At 44.7% G+C, this 18,874-nt stretch carries 16 protein-coding genes; 11 read left to right on the top strand and 5 right to left on the bottom strand.

Annotation, left to right across the window (positions count from 1 at the left end):
• Positions 1-122 precede the first annotated feature (122 nt).
• Together BM528_RS08465 and BM528_RS08460 are read left to right on the top strand one after the other, a co-directional pair.
• Positions 123-515: a tellurite resistance TerB family protein gene (locus BM528_RS08465; protein ID WP_071979505.1), complete on the top strand. Its 393-nt coding sequence runs from the start codon at positions 123-125 to the stop codon at positions 513-515.
• A gap of 20 nt (positions 516-535) precedes the next feature.
• Positions 536-1,813 (top strand): alpha/beta hydrolase, encoded by a 1,278-nt coding sequence (locus tag BM528_RS08460; RefSeq protein ID WP_083595239.1) that lies wholly within the window; start codon positions 536-538, stop codon positions 1,811-1,813.
• A gap of 79 nt (positions 1,814-1,892) precedes the next feature.
• Here BM528_RS08460 and BM528_RS08455 read toward each other — a convergent pair whose 3' ends face one another.
• The 3 genes from BM528_RS08455 to BM528_RS08445 form a co-directional block, all read right to left on the bottom strand.
• Positions 1,893-5,012, bottom strand: a complete 3,120-nt coding sequence (locus BM528_RS08455) for an efflux RND transporter permease subunit (RefSeq protein WP_071979504.1) — start codon at positions 5,010-5,012, stop codon at positions 1,893-1,895.
• Positions 5,005-6,060, bottom strand: a complete 1,056-nt coding sequence (locus BM528_RS08450) for an efflux RND transporter periplasmic adaptor subunit (RefSeq protein WP_071979503.1) — start codon at positions 6,058-6,060, stop codon at positions 5,005-5,007. The genes BM528_RS08455 and BM528_RS08450 overlap by 8 nt, the downstream gene beginning before the upstream one ends.
• An 86-nt stretch (positions 6,061-6,146) precedes the next feature.
• Positions 6,147-7,931 carry an ABC transporter transmembrane domain-containing protein gene (locus BM528_RS08445; RefSeq protein WP_083595238.1) on the bottom strand — a complete coding sequence of 595 codons (1,785 nt, stop codon included), beginning with the start codon at positions 7,929-7,931 and terminating at the stop codon, positions 6,147-6,149.
• A gap of 404 nt (positions 7,932-8,335) precedes the next feature.
• On the opposite strand from BM528_RS08445, the gene BM528_RS08440 reads away from it, so the two are divergent.
• From BM528_RS08440 to BM528_RS08410, 7 genes are all read left to right on the top strand, one after another.
• Entirely contained in the window at positions 8,336-9,217 is an 882-nt protein-coding gene (locus BM528_RS08440) for a mechanosensitive ion channel family protein (protein WP_232230612.1), read from the top strand.
• Positions 9,218-9,237: 20 nt separating this feature from the next.
• Positions 9,238-10,566: a M20/M25/M40 family metallo-hydrolase gene (locus BM528_RS08435; protein ID WP_071979501.1), complete on the top strand. Its 1,329-nt coding sequence runs from the start codon at positions 9,238-9,240 to the stop codon at positions 10,564-10,566.
• A gap of 151 nt (positions 10,567-10,717) precedes the next feature.
• On the top strand, positions 10,718-10,969 hold the full coding sequence (rpsP, locus tag BM528_RS08430; RefSeq protein WP_015066663.1) for a 30S ribosomal protein S16: 252 nt from the start codon (positions 10,718-10,720) through the stop codon (positions 10,967-10,969).
• A 23-nt stretch (positions 10,970-10,992) separates the two neighbouring features.
• Positions 10,993-11,514, top strand: a complete 522-nt coding sequence (gene rimM / locus BM528_RS08425) for a ribosome maturation factor RimM (RefSeq protein ID WP_071979500.1) — start codon at positions 10,993-10,995, stop codon at positions 11,512-11,514.
• A 45-nt stretch (positions 11,515-11,559) separates the two neighbouring features.
• The gene (trmD, locus tag BM528_RS08420) at positions 11,560-12,276 is read left to right on the top strand and encodes a tRNA (guanosine(37)-N1)-methyltransferase TrmD (protein WP_203565646.1); all 717 of its coding nucleotides are present in this window, start codon (positions 11,560-11,562) and stop codon (positions 12,274-12,276) included.
• An 18-nt stretch (positions 12,277-12,294) separates the two neighbouring features.
• Positions 12,295-12,654 (top strand): 50S ribosomal protein L19, encoded by a 360-nt coding sequence (gene rplS / locus BM528_RS08415; protein ID WP_071981231.1) that lies wholly within the window; start codon positions 12,295-12,297, stop codon positions 12,652-12,654.
• Between the two features lie 147 nt (positions 12,655-12,801).
• Positions 12,802-13,518, top strand: a complete 717-nt coding sequence (locus tag BM528_RS08410) for a trimeric intracellular cation channel family protein (RefSeq protein WP_083595237.1) — start codon at positions 12,802-12,804, stop codon at positions 13,516-13,518.
• Here the strand turns inward: BM528_RS08410 and BM528_RS08405 are convergent.
• Entirely contained in the window at positions 13,498-14,214 is a 717-nt protein-coding gene (locus tag BM528_RS08405) for an enoyl-CoA hydratase/isomerase family protein (RefSeq protein ID WP_071979498.1), read from the bottom strand. The two genes, BM528_RS08410 and BM528_RS08405, sit on opposite strands and share 21 nt — an antisense overlap.
• 721 nt (positions 14,215-14,935) lie before the next feature.
• Between BM528_RS08405 and BM528_RS08400 the strand changes: the two genes are divergently transcribed.
• Both BM528_RS08400 and tyrA read left to right on the top strand, forming a co-directional pair.
• Positions 14,936-16,024, top strand: coding sequence for a 3-deoxy-7-phosphoheptulonate synthase (locus BM528_RS08400; protein WP_071979497.1), 1,089 nt, complete (start codon positions 14,936-14,938; stop codon positions 16,022-16,024).
• Positions 16,025-16,062: 38 nt separating this feature from the next.
• Positions 16,063-17,208: a bifunctional chorismate mutase/prephenate dehydrogenase gene (gene tyrA / locus BM528_RS08395; RefSeq protein ID WP_071979496.1), complete on the top strand. Its 1,146-nt coding sequence runs from the start codon at positions 16,063-16,065 to the stop codon at positions 17,206-17,208.
• Between the two features lie 132 nt (positions 17,209-17,340).
• On the opposite strand, the gene pheA is transcribed toward tyrA, so the two are convergent.
• On the bottom strand, positions 17,341-18,522 hold the full coding sequence (gene pheA, locus BM528_RS08390; protein ID WP_071979495.1) for a prephenate dehydratase: 1,182 nt from the start codon (positions 18,520-18,522) through the stop codon (positions 17,341-17,343).
• Positions 18,523-18,874 lie beyond the last annotated feature (352 nt).

Here is an 18,874-nt window from a genome sequence, read left to right as displayed (position 1 = left end):
ATAGTACACACCATGATGACAGCCTGCGGCTCATTCAGACTTTTTGAGTAGTGTTTCAAGAATTCCTACAGGATGTAGGAAAGTTGTGGTGCTGGTGCGTACAGTACGAAGAGGAAGAAGTTATGCAATTATCAGAACAACAAAGTTTTAACCAAGCCCTTATCAAACTATCGGTATTATTGTATCAAGTCGATGGTGTGGTGACGCTCTCAGAGCAAGACTATCTCAATGAGATAGTCGAAAAGCTTGATTGGGAAAGTCCAATTTGCCCAGAAGCATTCATCAACGATACGATTTATCAAACCCGCAAAGCTATTGACACCGGAGACGCGCTTCCTTACTTGCGTAGCCTTCAGCAAGATTTAACATACGATGCAGAAAAGACCTTAGAAGTCGCTATGGCTATAACTGGCGTCGACGGTGAACGAAGTGAGGCTGAAACAGAGCTGCTTTCGCTGCTTACCCACAAAGTTCTTGCCAAAGCTCTAGTAAGTGGTGCTGCTGCGGTCCAATAACTTTCCAACCATTGGTTTTTATGTCCCAGCTTTTAGACAACAACAAATCAGGGCGGTGGTCTGTCGCCCTTCTACTTACTCCACTAATTATTAGCTGCCACTCTTTTGATGACGCCAGATTTGAAGCAAGTGAGCAGCCTTTCCCCACACAGGTAGCGCCTTTTGATGATTATTTAGCGCAAGTGGGAAGCTACCTTCGCAACAATCGAGACTTTATTAGTGAAGATGAAGGTGCGGAATTAGCCATGAACATGCCGTTTGAGTGTGGTTCATCCATAAGCAAAAAAGGTTTATTCCTTGTTCACGGTTTAGGCGACTCTCCCTATTTCTTTAAAGAGGTTGCTAACACCTTGTGTGACAGTGGACTGAGAGTGCGTGTCATACTGTTACCCGGCCATGGATCTAAACCAGGAGACATGCTTAACGTAAGTTATGAACAGTGGCAAACAGAGACCGACTTTCAACTTAATCAGTTTGCTGAAACCGTTGAACAGCTTTTTGTGGGCGGTTTTTCTACAGGGGCGAATCTCACGACAATTAGTGCTTTCGGAAGAGACGATATAAAAGGAATGGTGCATTTCTCCCCAGCGTTTAAATCTCGCTTTTTTGTGTCTCAATTAGCGCCTTACATAGACTCACTTTATCCTTGGCCGAACGTTGAAGATGAAGACAACCCGAGTCGTTATAACTCTACAGCTATGCCCGGTTTTGCCGCATATCAAGAAAGTGTTAACGAGCTTCAGCGCCGTTTTGATACTAACGACAATGAAGCATCGACACTGAATATACCGGTGTTAATGATGGTTGCTGAAAAAGACAGCGTTGTTGATACCGAGCACGTTGCAAGTCGCTTTTACGAAAACTTTACTCATCCCAAGAAATGCATGCTTTGGCAAGGCGAAAAGTTGCCCGTTGCGGCCAGCATAGTTAACACAAATAACCCGCCTCATGTTGTGATTCAGTCTATGAATCTGCCTGAAAAGAGAATTAGTGCAGCGTCACATATGAGTGCACTTTTCTCAGAATCTAATGATTTATACGGTCGATTAGAGGGAAATAAAGCACACCAAAGTCGCAGTATTCGAATTTGCGATAACGGCCAGGACAGCGAGCTAGAAGCAAGATGCCGTGCAGGGGAAGATGTCTGGTTCGGGCCTTGGGGATATAGCGATGAAAATGCTAAGAGTGATCGTGTTTACGCTCGTTTGACCTACACCCCCTACTTTGATGTCATGATAGATAACATTTTAGCGCTAACGAACTCCGCTCCATCCGATGAGTTTTGCGCTGCGCCCTAGCGGTCAATCAACTTAAACACTACTAAAAACATGCGCCCGAGCTAGTATAGGCTGATGCAGGCGCATGCTGTAAAGGTATTTAAGATTGTGTTTGCGCTTCTTCCATTTCTCTTTCTAACCTGTCGCTTTCATCAGCTCTCGGTTTGGTAAATCGAGCCAGGGCAAGATACAGCACAGGGGTAAGATATAGCGTGAACACAACTGCAATGCCTAAGCCGCCAAACACTACCCAACCAATCGCATTTCGTGCCTCTGCACCCGCGCCAGTGGAAAGAATAAGCGGTAGCCCACCCAAAATGGTAGATACAAGGGTCATCATAATTGGTCTTAAACGCACGCTGCCTGCTTCAACAATAGCGTCGTAAACAGAATAGCCTTTGTCTCGTAGTTGGTCAGCGAACTCGATAAGTAAAATAGCGTTTTTCGCCAACAGTCCAATAAGCATTACCAGTCCAATCTGTGAGTAAACGTTGATGGACGTGTTGGTTAAAAACAAAGCATAGACTGCGGCGGCAATACCAAAGGGAACGGTAAGCATAACCACTATGGCACTGTTAACACTTTCAAATTGCGCAGCAAGTACGAGTAATACAATCACAAACGCTAGTACATAGGTGAGAGCAACTTGTTTAGAAGTTTCCTCAAAGGTCTGTGCTTCACCTAGGAAGATTAGTCCAATACCGTCTGGCAGCGTGTCTTGTGAAATGGCGCGAATTTGGTCAACAACCTCGCTAAGGGCTTTATCTTCAGGAAGCTCTACCTCAAGCTCAATAGCGCGGCGTTGAGCTTGCCTCTCTAGTTCGGCAGCCACTCCTTCTTCACTGATGTAGGCTACGCTTGATAACGGTACCAGGTTGCCATCAATGCTTTTAACATAAAGGCTTGTTAAGTCAGAAGGCGCCATCGTATTGCGCGTGCTGGTTTGAAGCATAATCGGTATAGATTGGTCGCCCACGTTTAAATCAGCAATATCATCGCCATTCACCGCTGCGCGTAATGCACTAGAGATATCATTTAGCGGAACACCAAGCTCCTCAGCCCTGCGTCTGTCAATATTGACACGAAGCTGCGGCTGAGTGGGATCGTAACTTACTCTAGGGCGGCCTAAATCTGGTAGTTTCGTTTCAATCTCGCTGGCAAACGCTTGAGCAGCTTTGTAGATATTTTCATAGGTGTCACCGGTAAGAGCCATCTCCAGGCCGCCGCCTTGTCCGCGAAGATTAAGGCTGTTTCCACCAAAAGCGTTACCGGGTGCGCCGGGAATTGCTTGAAGCCCTGGACGAATTTCATTAACTACGTCTTGTAACGACATATCGCGCTCGTCCCAATGCTTTAGTGGGGCGGTAATAAAGACGATATTTGGGTCCCATTGCCCCACCACTGTGTACATAGAATCGATAGTGCCTTTTTCCACATAGGGAAGAAGCATCTCTTCCATTTTCTGGGCTTGTCTATCCATAAAGTTAAGGCCCGCGCCATCTGGTCCTCTTGCAAAGATGCGGATGGTGCCGCGGTCTTCACTTGGCAGTAGTTCATTGTCTATATTTCCAGACAAAATATATGCCCCTCCGCCAGCGGCTAGGCTTAATACACCCACTACCCAGCCGTACTTTAACGCTTTCAATAGTGACTTTTGATACAAAGACAAACAGGCGTTGCCGAATCGACCAAAGGTAGCGCTAAAAAAGCTTTTTCCATCTGCATTTGGTTTTTTAATCGCTAAGCGTGCAGTAAGTGCAGGTACTAGTGAAAGGGCGACAAAAGAGGAAATAATAACGGCACCGGCTAAAACGCCACCAAATTCCCTGAATAATTTACCCGCTGTTGAGGGTAAAAATGCTATGGGGATAAACACCGAGGCAAGCACAGCTGTGGTGGCGACAACAGCGAAAAATACTTCTCTGGTGCCAACAACAGCAGCGGCGCGAGCACCAAGCCCCATACTGCGGCGGCGCTGAATATTTTCTGACACTACAATAGCGTCATCAACAATCATGCCCGTTGCCAATACAAGCGCAAGGAGCGTGAGAATATTAATTGAAAAACCCATTGCCCAGATGATTGCTAGCGCGCCTGCTAAAGACACTGGAATGGATAGGGCAGGGACAAGCGTAGCCCGCCATGAACCGATAAATACCAGAAGGGTTACAATAACAAGGGCTACGGTGAGGCTGAGTGAAATAACCACTTCTTTAACCGAGTCGCGAATAAATTCCGCGTCATCTGCGGTTACAACGATATCCATATCGGTAAATCGTTTGTCTAAGTCCTCAACCATGGCAAGCACTTCATCGGATATTTCGATAGTATTTGAGCTAGCTTGACGAATAATTCCTAAGCCGATAACAGGCATGCCATCAAGGCGCACCATGCTGGTGGAGTCAGCAGGCCCGAAGTAAACGCTTGCCACATCATTCACCCGTATATCGCCAGAAATAACAATATCACCAACATCTTGCGCCGATACTGAGGTGGCATCAGCGCGCACTATTAGCGCTTGTTCAGCAGATTGAATACTGCCCGCGGGAACGTCAAAGGGTGCTAACGCAAGAGCATCGGCAACGTCGCTCATCGACAACCCGAAGCTAGTTAAACGCAGTGGATCGACCGATACTCGAAGCACCCGTTCGCGATCGCCTCTTAAACTAACATCAGCAACTCCCGGAATACTAAGAAACAGAGGCGCAACGTCGGTATCCACGCGTTCGGTTAGCGTTTCCATGTCCAGCGTTTTGCTTGAAATGGCTAAACTTACTACCGCTTGCGCATCGTTATCTGCGCGAATAATAGCAACCTGTTCAACATCTTCAGGAAGTTGGCGCTGCACCCGACTTACCGATTCACGAGTTTCGTTGGCAGCATCCTCTAAATTAACGCCAGGGCGAAATTCGACGCGGATGCGCGCAGAATTTTCCTCACTTTGAGCAGAAATGTTTTTTACGCCGCTCACACGGGCTACAGCGCCCTCAAGACGGCTTGTTACTTCAGCATCAACCGTTTCTGGCGATGCACCGGGGAAGTTGGCAGTTACAGTAACGCGAGGCGTGTCAACATCGGGCAACTCACGAACTTCCAAACCGCTTAAGGCAGCGAGACCTGCAATAGCAATCAGTAAGTTAAGGACAACAATGAGAACAGGGCGTCTGATTGATAGCGAGGGAAGGTCGTTGGCGTGGGACGAGAGTTGTTTATCACTCACCTCTAGGTCCCCCAGCAATTTCAGTCGTAATAGACTGTCCAGTGCGCAGGCGCTGTACGCCTTCAGATATTAAGGTATCACCCACAGTGATATCGCCAGATACTAAAATGGTGCCTCTAAGGCGTTGGTGAACACTTACGTCTAACTTTTGCGCTTTGCCATCAACCGCTAACCAAATGTACGCACCGGTAGCGCCCCATAATAACGCCGACTCAGGGATAGCTGCATACCTATCGCCTTCAATGGTTAAGTTCACTCTAAAGCTCATGCCAGGTCTGAATTGGTCAGAGCGGTTATCTAAAAGAGCTCTTGCACGTAACGTGCGGTCGGCTTCGTTAATGCGTGAGTCTACTTGCGCTATTTCCGCGTTGACCAGGGTTTCCCTGTCACTCCATGGTTCCAGTGTGACATCAGGTGAGTTGAGCAATACGGGGAGGGCGGCCTCTGGAGCCTTAAAATTAACAAAGAGTTTGCTTCTATTATCCAGTGTCGTAATCATGGTCTGTTCATTAATTCGATCGCCCACTTCTACATCTGTAAAGCCTACGACACCGTCAAATGGAGCGACAATGTATCTATCTTCTAAATCTGTTTTTGCATCTTCAAGCGCGACTTCAGCTAAGTCACGTTGGGTTTTTGCTAAATCTAATTCGTTAACAGGTACAGCGCCCTGCTTATAACTTGCTTCTAAGCGTTCAACGGTTCGCTGTGCGTCAGAGAGTGTTAACTCTGCTCGCTTAAGTGCGGTTTTCTGTCTTCGGTCATCCAGTCGAACAAGCACTTTTCCTTTTTCTACCGCTTGCCCGGGAACAAAATTAACCTCAGTGACTTCATCTGCCACAGCCGAGTAAAGAATAATTGACTGAACTGCTTCGGCACTGCCTACAGCCTCAACATTTCTTGTCTCATTCATAAACTCGATAGGTTTAGTGACCACCAATTTCGCTTGGCGGTCACCCATAAATTGCCCGTGTGCTAATGGCACAAATAAAAATAATGCTAAAAGACGTGTCCACGTCTTCATCGTTCGAACCACTGCTTTGTTCATTGTTGACCCGTTATAATTTTAATTTAGCGTCTATTTATTAGACTTTCGGCTAGTGCGAATTTATACCGTATGGCATCATAGGAGGTTCAGCTAAGCAATTGCAGTTCAGCGTATTCCCTATACAAGGTATCGCTTTTCATCAAAGAGGCATGATCCCCTGTTGCCACTATTTGCCCTTTATCCATTACAATAATACGGTCTGCGTGCTGAACAGTTGCTAATCTGTGCGCAATAACAATACTCGTCTTACCTTCCATCAGTCGATTGATAGCCTGTTGAACCATTCGCTCGCTCATTGCATCGAGAGCACTGGTAGCTTCGTCGAGCAATAAAATGGGCCGGTCAGCCAAAATGGCCCGAGCAATGGCGATACGTTGTTTTTGGCCGCCAGATAGCTTAATACCTCGCTCACCAAGTTGGGTTTGGTAACGATTATCTAATGCATCAATAAACTCGTGTGCGAACGCAAGTTTAGCTGCATTCATTACTTCATCATCTGACGCACTCGGTTTTCCATAGCGAATGTTGTCCATTACCGAGCTAGCAAATACCACAGGCTCTTGCGTTACTACGGCAATTTGTTGACGTAACGCAGTAAGAGACACTTTACTGATGTTTGTACCATCAAATTCAATGCTGCCAGATGAAGGGTCGTAAAAGCGCATAAGGAGTTGAAACAGCGTTGTTTTGCCTGCACCACTTGGCCCAACCAAAGCAAGCTTTTCTCCAGCGCGAATGTTGAGATTAAGTTCAGTAAAAAGCGGCTTACTGTTTGGGTAGTGAAAACAAAGGTGTTTAATATCGACAGAAGGTGATGCGTCTGAAAATGATGTAACAGAACTGCTATCGTTATCACCCTCGTTATTGCTAGAGGGCGCTAATTTAAGATCCGACTCAGTTTGCACGAGCTGATACAAGCGTTCGCTAGCGCCAACGCCTCGCTGCACCTCACCAATAACTTCACTAATTGTAGCAACGCTGCCTCCCGCCATTACAGCATAAAATAAGAAAGCAGATAGCTCGCCTACAGTCATCTCTCCTTGCAAAACTTGGCGAGCACCTACCCAAGCGATAAAAATAATTGCGGTCATACTGAAGCACATAATGCAACCAATGAGCAAAGAGCGGTAGTGGATGCGGCGTTTTGCTGCATCCATAGCGGCTTCTACGCGAGATGAAAATTGAGTGCGTTCTTTATGCTCTGCCGTATAGGCCTGAACCGTCATGATTTCATGTAAGCTCTCATCAATATGAGACCCCAGGTCGGCCACCTTGTCTTGGCTAATCTTGGCGAACTTTCTTACTTGAGGCGCCAATACTTTTATTGGTACGAGAACCGCCGGTACGGCCACAATGACACACAAAGTAAGTAATGGGCTAGAGATGCCCATGAGAATAAGCGCTCCCGTGAAGGTAACTACCGAGCGCAAGGTCATTGATAAACTCATACCCACTACGGTTTGAATAACAGTTGTGTCGCTGGTGAAACGAGAAATAACTTCGCCGGTTCTCAGTTCAGCAAAGAAAGAAGGTGGAAGAGATAACAAGTGTGAATAAACCTGGTTTCTAATATCTGCACTAACTCTTTCGCCTAACCATGTCATTAAGTAAAACCTAGCGTAAGTTGCAATACAGGCGATAAGAGTAATTCCTAAAACAACCAGCGTGGCTTTGTTCAGCGTTTCGGATGCACTGTTTACAAATCCGTTATCAATTGCGTATTTTATCCCTTGGCCTAACATCAACCAAGCTATAGCTGCGGTTAAAAGGGCGACAATAGCCCCAGCAACACGCTTTTTATACTGACCTAAATGCGAACCAATCCAATGAAGAACTTGTTGAGTCGACACATCGTTTAATGGTGTGGTCAAGATAACCTCGTAGAAAATTATTAGTGTAAAGAGAGGCTGGGGAAAGCATCAGCCACGCATAAGAGTATACGTTGTATTGAACATAGATGGAGCGACCTTGCGACTACACTTGCTGTAAATCAGTTAGATGGAATTTTTATGAATAACATGGTGATTACATTGGGGGCGTTAATTACGACCATATTAGTAACGACCATATAATGATGGCCAATGAATAAGAAAGAGTGCTTTTTGCTGCAACACCGTGTTGAAATTGAAGGGTGTGGAAAACGGTTAGTTTGTGCTAATAATGAAATAAGACGTGATATGTCAACGAGCATTGCGTCTTTTACTATTTTTGTAGTGCATTATTTTTTGTCTAATACTTTATTAGTTCAAGATTGCTTAACTCATGGAGCCTACCAGTGAATTTTATAGAGCCACTAGTTCAGAAGGTCCAAAGCATGTGGGTAGGGTTTATCGAGTTGCTGCCTTTACTAGCCATTGCCTTCATTGTTCTCTTGATAACGTGGGGGATGTCGGCTACGTTAACGAGCCTTTTAAACCGCTCGTTGAAAAACTCTAAAATAAGACGTTCTCTGCATGAGCTTTTTGTCAGTTTGATTAAGGTGACAGTATGGACAGTGGGCGTTTTAGTCGCTGTTACCATCATTTTTCCCAGTCTGACTCCGGCAAAGCTTCTTACCGTATTAGGTTTGGGGTCGGTTGCGGTAGGCCTAGCGTTTAAAGACATTTTTGAAAATTTCTTTGCCGGCATTCTCATTATGTTGCGCAAGCCTATGCGTATTGGCGATTTTGTTGAATGCGAGAATATAAGCGGTCGCGTAGAAAAAATTACGGTGAGAGAAACCTACCTCCGTAAAACAGATGATCAACTAGTTATTGTTCCAAATAGTTTTCTATTTAAGCAACCAGTACATGTACTCACCGATCTGTCTTTTCGCCGCTTCGACATTGTTGTAGGCGTTGCTTATGGTGAAGATGTAGATAAAGCGCGCTCGGTAATAGTGAGTGCTTTAGAGGATATACAGGAGATAAATCATCAGCGAGGTATAGAGGTTTATGCTCGTGAGTTCAATTCTTCCTCCCTTGATTTTACCGTTCGCTGGTGGGCAAGTTCTAGACCTATCGATATGCACAAAAGTAGAGATTTGGTGGTAAGTGCCATCAAGAGAGCGTTAGACAGTGCTGGAATCGAAATACCTTTCCCTTACAGAACGCTTACGTTTAAAGAGCCGCTTACACTAGCTAATCACAACCACAATCAAAATGAACCTGAGAGTTAACGATTTAAGGACGTCAAAAAATGATATCAGTGAATAAAAACTGGGCCAGACAAGCCCTTGCAACAGGACTGCTGTTTGTTTTAAGCCAATCATGTTTGGCAGCTGTTGATATTGAGAAAAAAATTACTCAGCATATCGATAAGTCATTAGCGCATTCTGCATCGCTTTTAGAAAAAACAGTCAATATAAATAGTGGCACCATGAATTTTGATGGTGTGAAAAAGGTAGGCGCACTCTATCAGGCGGAATTTAATGCTATGGGGTTCGAAACACAGTGGGTTGACGGCGAGGAGTTTAATCGCGCAGGTCATTTGGTGGCAAGCTTTGGGAGTACTGGCCCTAAGATACTTATGATTGGGCACTTAGACACGGTATTTGCAAAAGATGATGCCTTTCAAAACTATAAACGAATAGACGATAACCACGTTGCTGGGCCAGGTATTACAGATATGAAAGGCGGTGATGTTATTATAATCGCTGCACTGAAAGCGCTAAAAGAGCTCGACTTATTAGATAAAGTCAGTGTGAAAGTAGTGATGACCGGTGATGAGGAAAGCAGCGGTTCACCTTTATCACTATCGAAAAAAGCGCTTATCGATGCAGCGATATGGGCAGATATTGCGTTAGGCTTTGAAGATGCAGACGGAGACATTAAAACAGCTGTTGTTGCCCGTCGCGGCTCAATAGGTTGGCAACTAGACGTAACCGGTAAACCTGCTCATTCATCACAAATATTTACTGACACCATTGGGTACGGCGCAATATTCGAAGTCGCTCGAATTTTGAATACTTTTCGTGAAGAGCTTGCCGGTGTGGGAAATATTACGTTCAACCCAGGGCTTATCGCAGGTGGGACAGAAGTTACTGTGCAGCCCGAAAATTCGATAGTACAGGGCTTTGGGAAAACTAATGTGGTTGCAAAAGAGGTAACCGTAAAAGGAGGAATTCGCACACTCACGCCTGAAGAGCTTACAAAGGCCAAAAACCTTATGCAGGACATAGCGACACGAAGCTTACCGCATACCTCAGCCACGTTGACATTTGAAGAAGGGTATCCTCCAATGGCGCCAACTGAGCAAAACTATGCATTGTTGAAAATGTACAGTGATGTCAGTGAGTCCTTAGGTTATGGCCCTGTAGAACCTGTTAACCCAAGAAATGCTGGGGCTGCAGATATCTCCTTTGCTGCTGATCATGTCGACATGGCCATTGACGGTTTAGGATTAATGGGAGAGGGCGGTCATACTAAGAATGAAATCGCCGACATGACTTCTTTTGCAAAGAACATTCATAAAGCTGCGGTATTAATTTATCGGTTGGGAGAAAACGGGGCCAGTATGGGGGAGTAGCACACTACTTTTCCCACCACATAACCCGTATTTCTACTTGCATTCACCCTCCACATCCGTATAATTCGCCAGCCTTCTATCAGGTGCATAAATTTTGCACACGAAAGAAGGCTTAAGTTAACGGTAACGCTACAACGAGTTTGAGGCATTTATGGTTACTATTCGTTTACAGCGTGGTGGCGCGAAAAAGCGTCCATTTTATCAACTAGTGGTTGCTGATAGCAGCCGTGCAAGAAACGGTCGTTTCATTGAAAACATCGGTTTCTTCAACCCTACAGCACAAGGTCAAGCGGAGCGTCTTCGCGTTGATCTAGAGCGTGTTGATTACTGGGTTGGCGTAGGCGCGAGCTTATCAGATCGCGTATCTAGCTTGGTAAAAGAAGCGAAAAAATCTGCAGCGTAAGCTGTTTTAACTGGTGAGTATAGATGAGTCTAGCGTCTGACAAAGTGATTGTTGGCAAGATTGGAGCACCTTACGGTGTAAAAGGTTGGGTCAAAATCAACAGCTATACAGAAAAGCCAGAGGGCATTTTTGATTATACGCCATGGTTTCTTGGCGAAGAAAAAAAATGCTCGATTGACCAGTGGCGAACGCATGGTAAAAGCCTAGTAGCGAAGATTGAGGGTGTTGATAATCGAGACGATGCTGAAAGCATCAAAAACTTGGATATCTGCATTAACGCTTCGCAACTTCCCGATTTGGGTGATGACGGTATTTATTGGCGTGAGCTCACCGGCATGAAAGTGGTAACAACGCAAGGTTACGACTTAGGTGTGGTGAAAGAGGTATTTAACACAGGTGCAAATGACGTCATTCACGTCAAAGCTAATGTAGGCGATGCTTTTGGTCAAAAAGAAAGACTTATGCCTTTTGTATTCGATGAAGTCGTACAAGAGGTAGATAAGGAAGCGAAGGTCATTAAAGTTGACTGGGACCCGGGGTTTTAAGTGACTCCGGAAAAGTGGTTTGGAGTTATTAGCCTGTTTCCAGACATGTTTTCCCCGTTCACCCAGCAGGGTGTAATAGGAAGAGCTGTTAAGTCTGGTAAGTTGTCGGTTGATACTTTTAACCCCCGTGACTTTACTCATGACCGCCATCGTACAGTAGACGATCGCCCCTACGGAGGCGGACCCGGTATGCTGATGATGGTAAAACCGCTCACTGACGCAATACACGCTGCCAAGAAAGTTGGCGGTGACAACAGTAAGGTGATCTATTTATCACCACAAGGGAAACCCCTTGACCAGGCTGGCGTGCAGCGCTTAGCCAATATCGAACGCACAATTTTAATTTGCGGTCGATATGAAGGAATCGACGAACGGGTAATAGAAAGCCATGTAGATGAAGAAGTCTCCATCGGCGATTACGTGTTAAGTGGCGGTGAACTACCGGCAATGGTCTTAATGGACGCAATTGCTAGATTGGTTCCCGGCGTGCTAGGCCACAAAGCCTCAGCAGTTGAAGATTCTTTCACAGATGGCCTTTTGGATTGCCCGCATTATACGCGGCCAGAAGTGCTTGAAGGTCAAAAGGTACCCGAAGTGCTTTTAAGTGGTGATCACGAAAAAATTAGGCAGTGGCGACTGATGCAGTCTTTAGGTAGAACAATGCAACGTCGCCCTGATTTGTTAAACCACCTAGCTCTGACTGAGGAGCAGCGGCGTTTGTTAGAATTATTCCAAGCGCAACTGCAGCGAGATGACAGTTAACTAGGACGAGAGGATATGATGAGCAAAGTCAGTCAAGATATCATCAAAAAAATTGAGCAAGAACAGCTTAAAACTGATGTACCTGAGTTTGGTCCAGGTGACACAGTAATTGTTAAAGTTCGCGTTACCGAAGGTGACAAAGAGCGTCTTCAGGCTTATGAAGGTGTTGTTATCGCTAAGCGTAACCGTGGTCTGCACTCGTCTTTTACCGTACGTAAGATTTCTAGCGGCGAAGGCGTTGAGCGTGTGTTCCAAACACACAGCCCGCAAGTCTCTTCTATTGAAGTTAAACGTCGCGGTGCGGTTCGTCGTGCTAAGCTTTACTATCTACGTGAGCGTTCAGGTAAATCTGCACGTATCAAAGAGAAGCTTAACTAAGATTACTAATCCTTGCGTTATTGTTAACTTCGAAAAAACCCGCCTTGTGCGGGTTTTTTTGTGGCTGTAATTCGATCCTTTTACATCTTTCATCTCTATCAATATCCATTAGTACAGTATTAAATAATTTTAACCTTCAAGCTTCCAATGACCTCAGATTACTTTTTATTTTTAAATATTGTAGGTGTCGCTTTCTTCGCCATTTCCGGTGCTCTAATGGGGCATAATAAAAATATCAACGGTTTCGGCATTGTGGTCGTAGGTGCGATGACTGCGGTGGGTGGCGGAACTATTCGCGATCTTCTTCTTGGAAAGCCTATTTTCTGGGTAGTAGTCTCAGATTACTTGTTTGTTGTGTACTTGGCTATTTTAGCAACTATCCTCTTCATTCGTTACATGCCTTCACCGGCAAGCTTCTATTTTATCGTCATGGACGCAATTGGCTTGGCTGTCTTCAATATTGTCGGCATTGAAAAGGCATTGATTGAAGGTACCGGAATGTTGGTAGCGATAACTATGGGTTTGACCACAGGGATTTTCGGAGGCTTAATGCGCGACGTGGTATGCCGAGAGGTGCCCTTGGTTATGCGAGGAGACCTATATGCAAGCGCTTGTTTGGCGGGTGGTTTAACCTATGCCCTATTGTTTGCCGTCGATATCGATTATGCGTGGTGTATCGTTGGCTCGTTATTTGTAACCGTGTTCTTGCGAGTTGGCTCAGTATATTGGAATTGGCACATAGATCTTTTCCACAAGCGCACACATAAAAAGCGTATGTTTTTAAAAGACAAACCGTTCGCTCGCGCTGGCAATGAGTTTACGCGAGCGAAAAAAGTGATTGGCTCAGACCATGAGGGAGAGTGAGTCGATAAGCGGTGGATTCTCAGTGTCTATTGTCTCAATAATGTCTTTGTGCAGGCGCTTTTTGTGTTCACCGAAAATAGAGCGCTTTTTGTCGAAGGTTTTGGCGTATTCAATTGCGCCGTCCATAAGCTCATCTAGGGAGTTGTAGGCTTTCTCAACGACATGGTCTCGCTCAAGTTCACTGCCCGATACTCGTCTTCCTGAAAGTTTCATCTCGTTAAACCGGTAATAAGGTACAGCCTTTTTAACAAAAGCAATCATGCCAGGTAAAAATGGAATTGACAGATCGACTTCCGGGAAACAGAAGAAACCTTTATCGGCTCTCATAAACCTGAAGTCGCAGGCACAAGCTAAAATAGCTCCATTCCCAAAAGCATGTCCGTTTATAGCGGCAATCACCGGAAGAGGAAACAAGAGAAGTGTTTTAAACACGTCGTCCATGCTATGCATAAATTGCTTAACTTCTTCAAAGTGATGAGCTTTCATTGCAGGCATTAACCAGTCTGTGTCGATACCTAAACTAAAACACTTTTCGTCATCAGAAGTTATGACAAGGGCTTTACAAGCCTTATTTGCTAATATGCTATCAAGCGCTAGCTGCATATCTTTGGCAAATTGGGGGTTGTGTCTGTTTTCGCCGTTTTTCATTGTGAGAAGAGCGACGTTGTCTATAAAACTAACTGAAACAGTTTGCATGGCGTTCTCTTTTATATTTGGTTGGACAGCTATTTGACTATTTGGGCATATGGAAAGTAGCCACTATATAACGAAGCCAAAAAGATAAAAATTTAGCTTATTTATAGTGGTGAATTATTGGGGCGTGTTGACCTTTGTTGTACGAGTTTTGGGCTAAATGGAAGCATTTTAATCGCGAAACAGTCCTGTAGGCCTAGTGGGCTAAGTCAAAGGGCTGCGACAAAGAGTAAAATGCTTCCATAACGCCCCCTTCGGGCAGCGCCTGTGAGCTATTTACCCTGCGTTGAATGGTTTCGATTTAGCCCACTAGACCTTCAACCATTCGCCTTGTTTAAATAGCTCACAGACCGCTGCAAAAATGTACAGCAAAGATCGACACGCCCTTGTTTTGTGCGGTGATAGTTTTTAAGGCTTGGAATAGGTGCTCAAGGATCTTACAAAGCAAAAGGCACCCTAATTAGGCAGATTTTAAAATACTGACTGTTGGTGAAAGAGTGAACAAACGGGTGTTTTAATCTGCGTTGAATGACAAACTTCACCTCGAATATATCCTAGATTAAAGTATTATGCGTTATTGCTTGCTTCCTTAGTGGTTAATTGTTAAAAAGTCAACGACGTTAAAGAAATATAGAATAAGCTGGTTGTACAATAAGGTTTACATGCAGGTTGCATACTCTTTTAGCGTTTAATTTTTTCCATTTTCTAGTTAAGAGAGCTCTCCATGATCAAGGACACTGTAAATAATGTTCATATAAGTGCCGAAGACGTACTTATCACCCCCGATGCCTTAAGCGCAGAACTTCCCGTTTCAGATAAAGCACTAGCTGCAATTTCTGATTCGCGCAAAATTATCTCAGATATCATTCACCGCCGCGATCACCGTATGTTGGTAGTCTGTGGTCCGTGCTCTATTCACGATGTTGAAGCAGCGAAGGAATATGCACTTAAGCTAAAAGAACTTCACGAGTCATGTAAAGATACGCTGTTTATTGTAATGCGCGTATATTTTGAAAAGCCACGTACCACAACAGGCTGGAAGGGACTCATTAACGACCCGCATATCGACGGTACATTTGATATTGAAACAGGCTTGCGAAAAGCCCGCGAGCTACTTATTTGGTTAGCCGAGTTAGAGTTACCTGTGGCGACAGAAGCTCTGGATCCAATCAGCCCACAGTATCTAGCTGAACTCTTTAGCTGGTCTGCAATTGGAGCGCGTACATCAGAGTCTCAAACTCACCGCGAAATGGCTAGCGGCCTTTCTATGCCGGTAGGTTTTAAAAACGGTACAGACGGTGGCTTAGGTATCGCCATTAATGCACTTAAATCAGCTGCTTCTGGTCATCGCTTTATGGGTATAAACAAGCAGGGGCAGGTGAGTATTATTGGTACCAGCGGTAATCCTGATGGACACATTATTCTTCGCGGTGGCAAACAGCCCAATTACGATTCTGTATGCGTATCTGAATGCGAATTAGAAATGCAGGAAGCCAACCTAACTGCTGGTTTAGTGGTTGATTGTAGTCACGCGAATTCGTCAAAAGACTACCGCCGTCAGCCGCTTGTAGCGCAAAACGTGGTAAATCAAATTCTCGAAGGCAATCAGTCTATCATTGGCATCATGCTCGAGAGCCACCTTAAGCCAGGTAATCAAAAAGCAGATGGTAAAAAGTACGAAGAATTGGAGTACGGCGTATCGATTACCGATGGTTGTATCGATTGGGAAAGTACTGAAAACCTTATTTCTCAAACCAGAGATAAATTGATAACTGTGCTACCCTTACGCCAAAATAAGCGTACCGTGGCATAGCTGATTGCATGTGCCATTTGATTCAAGGATAAACCACAATGGCCGATTTTTCACAGCAATTGGCGTCACTGCGTGAAGACATCGACGAGCTGGATACCCAGCTCGTCGAGCTGCTAGCGAAACGCAACAAAATAACAACGCGGGTAGGACAAATTAAGGCGCAAGCCGGTATGCCCGTTTATGTACCAAAGCGAGAGAAAGAATTAATCGCGTCTAGACGGCAGCAAGCCGAATCTCTCGGGGTATCTGCTGATCTTACTGAAGATCTTCTTCGCCGCGTTATGCGCGAGTCTTACCATACACAAAACAATGAGTACCGCTGCGTTAAGCCAGATATAGACAATGTTGTCGTTATTGGTGGTGAAGGGGCACTTGGACGAGTGTTCGTTAGTCTATTCCAACGTAGTAAATACACGGTAAACGTGGTTGAAAGAGACGATTGGGACAATGGAACAGCATCCACGCTCCTGTCTGCCGCCTCATTAGTGATTGTGGCCGTGCCTATCAACTTAACTGAATCTGTCATCAACCAACTTACTATGCTGCGCGATGATTGCGTACTGGCAGATATTACCAGTATTAAAGCAATGCCATTAAATGCAATGTTGGGCGTTCACAAAGGGCCAGTAGTGGGGCTGCATCCCATGTTTGGGCCAGATGCACCCGGTATGATTAAGCAAGTGGTAGTGGCATGTGAAGGCAGGTACAGCGAACAGTATCAATGGTTAATAGAGCAGATGCGTATTTGGGGCGCAACCATTCATAACTCCACCGCGAAAGAGCACGACGAAGCGATGGCTTACATTCAGGTAATGCGGCATTTCAATACCTTCGTCTATGGTGAGCATTTAAGAGGTGAAGATCCTGATTTAAACTCGCTGACTATGTTTAGCTCTCCTATTTACCGTTTAGAACTTGCCATGGTTGGACGATTATTTGCGCAGTCACCTCAGTTATATGCAGATATTATCTTCAACAACCCCGATAACTTTGCTCTACTAAGACGCTTCTATGAGCGCTTTGGACTTGCTTTATCGTTGCTTGAAAGTGGTGATAAAAAGGGCTTCGTTGAGCAGTTTATGAAGGTGGGCAGTTGGTTTGGCGACTACGCTAAAAAGTGCTTAGTAGATAGTAAACAGTTACTATTAAAAGCAGATGATGGACAGCTATTGAGAGACAAGTGAGGCTCGGTTAGTCAGGTACCAGAACTATCTGAGCAGTGACAAACATAAAAAGCGAGGACCTGAAGTGAGCACTTCATTTGGTACCTCGCTTTTTTGATAGATGGTGTTTCTAAAGAATAGCTTAGGTTATATCTACTCGGATAATGCGCTTGCTGCAGCTACCTTGGTTGGGCTTATTTCCTCGCTCGGATAGCAACCTAGCACTTTAATATATCGAGTTATACTGCGAAGAGATTCGAAGGCGGTTTGAACAGGGCCATCTTCTACGTTGCCTTCCACATCGATATAGAACATTTCTTCCCACGGGTTACCAGGTATTGGACGAGACTCCAGTTTTGTCATATTGATTTTATTTTCTCGAAGCACCAGAAGCGCTTCTACCAATGCACCTGGCTTTTGCACCGTGGACATAACAAGTGTGGTTTTAGCGGGAACTTGCAGAGGAACGGTAACGGCGTTTCTAGCGACAACAATAAATCTACTATGGTTTTCTTTTTGGTTTGCCAAGTTACTCTTTATTGCAGTAAGGCCATATAAGTTTCCGCCAGCTTCGCTGCCAATAGCTGCCACATCTTCACGAGCTAGTTCGCTAACTGTCAGCATAGCAGAAGAAGTGCTGTCCATGGTTTTAACTTCAACATTGCCTAATTCCGCTAAAAAGTGGCTACATTGTGTGAAGACCTGAGGGTGAGCGTAAAGTGTTTTTACTTTCTCAATAGAGGTGTCAGCGCCCACCAGTAGCGTATGACGAATAGGGTGAGTAAGCTCTCCAATAATACTTAGCTGCGTATGCTGAAGTTGGTCATAAACCTCGTTAATACTGCCTGATGTTGTATTTTCAATTGGTAGAACTGCGTAGTCGGCCTCGGTATTCTCTACTTTATTGATAATTTCAGCGAAGCTTTGGCAGCCAATTTCTAGCAACTCACCGGGACGGCGAGAGAAGTATTTTTGAGTTGCCAGATAAGAGTAAGACCCTTTATCACCCAGAAAAGCAACCCGATTAAGCGGCAGCGAACTACCTGGATTAGCACGTTCTGCCAACATAGCCTGCTGATTTAATACTGAATCCTCAATAATCACATGAAAAATTTGTGTTACGTAGTGAGGATCTAAATCTACTCGCTGCCCTTCTTTTATAAGTCTTACAAGCAGCTGCTCTTCTCGTTTCTGATCGCGCACGGGAATATGGTGCTTTATTTTTGTTTCAGCTACCTCGTTGGTAAGTTTTCTTCGCTCAGCCAGCAAGTTTAGTAACTCGCTGTCTAGCGCAGTAATACGCTTTCTGACAGTATCTAATGCAGTGTCTGACATAATATTTCCGTGTAAAAATTAATAAAAAGCTTTCTCAAAAGATAAAAAAAAACCTCCCCAGAGGGAGGTTTCTTTGCATGTAGCAGCGCCTCCCTCAGGTAAAGGGTATAAACGCAAAAAAGAAAGCTGCTACTTGCTGAATATCTGATTTCATGGTTCAGAATGTAAGTCTAATAGACTATTGTGTCAACTGATTTTTACACCGGTATTTATTTTTATTTTCATATTTCTTGATATTTATTTATCTATGCTTTTTTACATTTGCCTGAATAAGCATTCAGCTAGACTAGCCTGCACTAGCCCCTACCAGTATTTTTAGCTGATTAGTTGCCTACTCCCCTAGTTGCCTACT

The sequence above is a fragment of the Alteromonas sp. RW2A1 genome (assembly GCF_001886475.1).
GTDB classification, from domain to species: Bacteria; Pseudomonadota; Gammaproteobacteria; order Enterobacterales; family Alteromonadaceae; genus Alteromonas; species Alteromonas hispanica.
The sequence above is the reverse complement of the archived record's forward strand: the minus strand, read 5'-3'. Positions and strand labels throughout refer to the sequence as shown.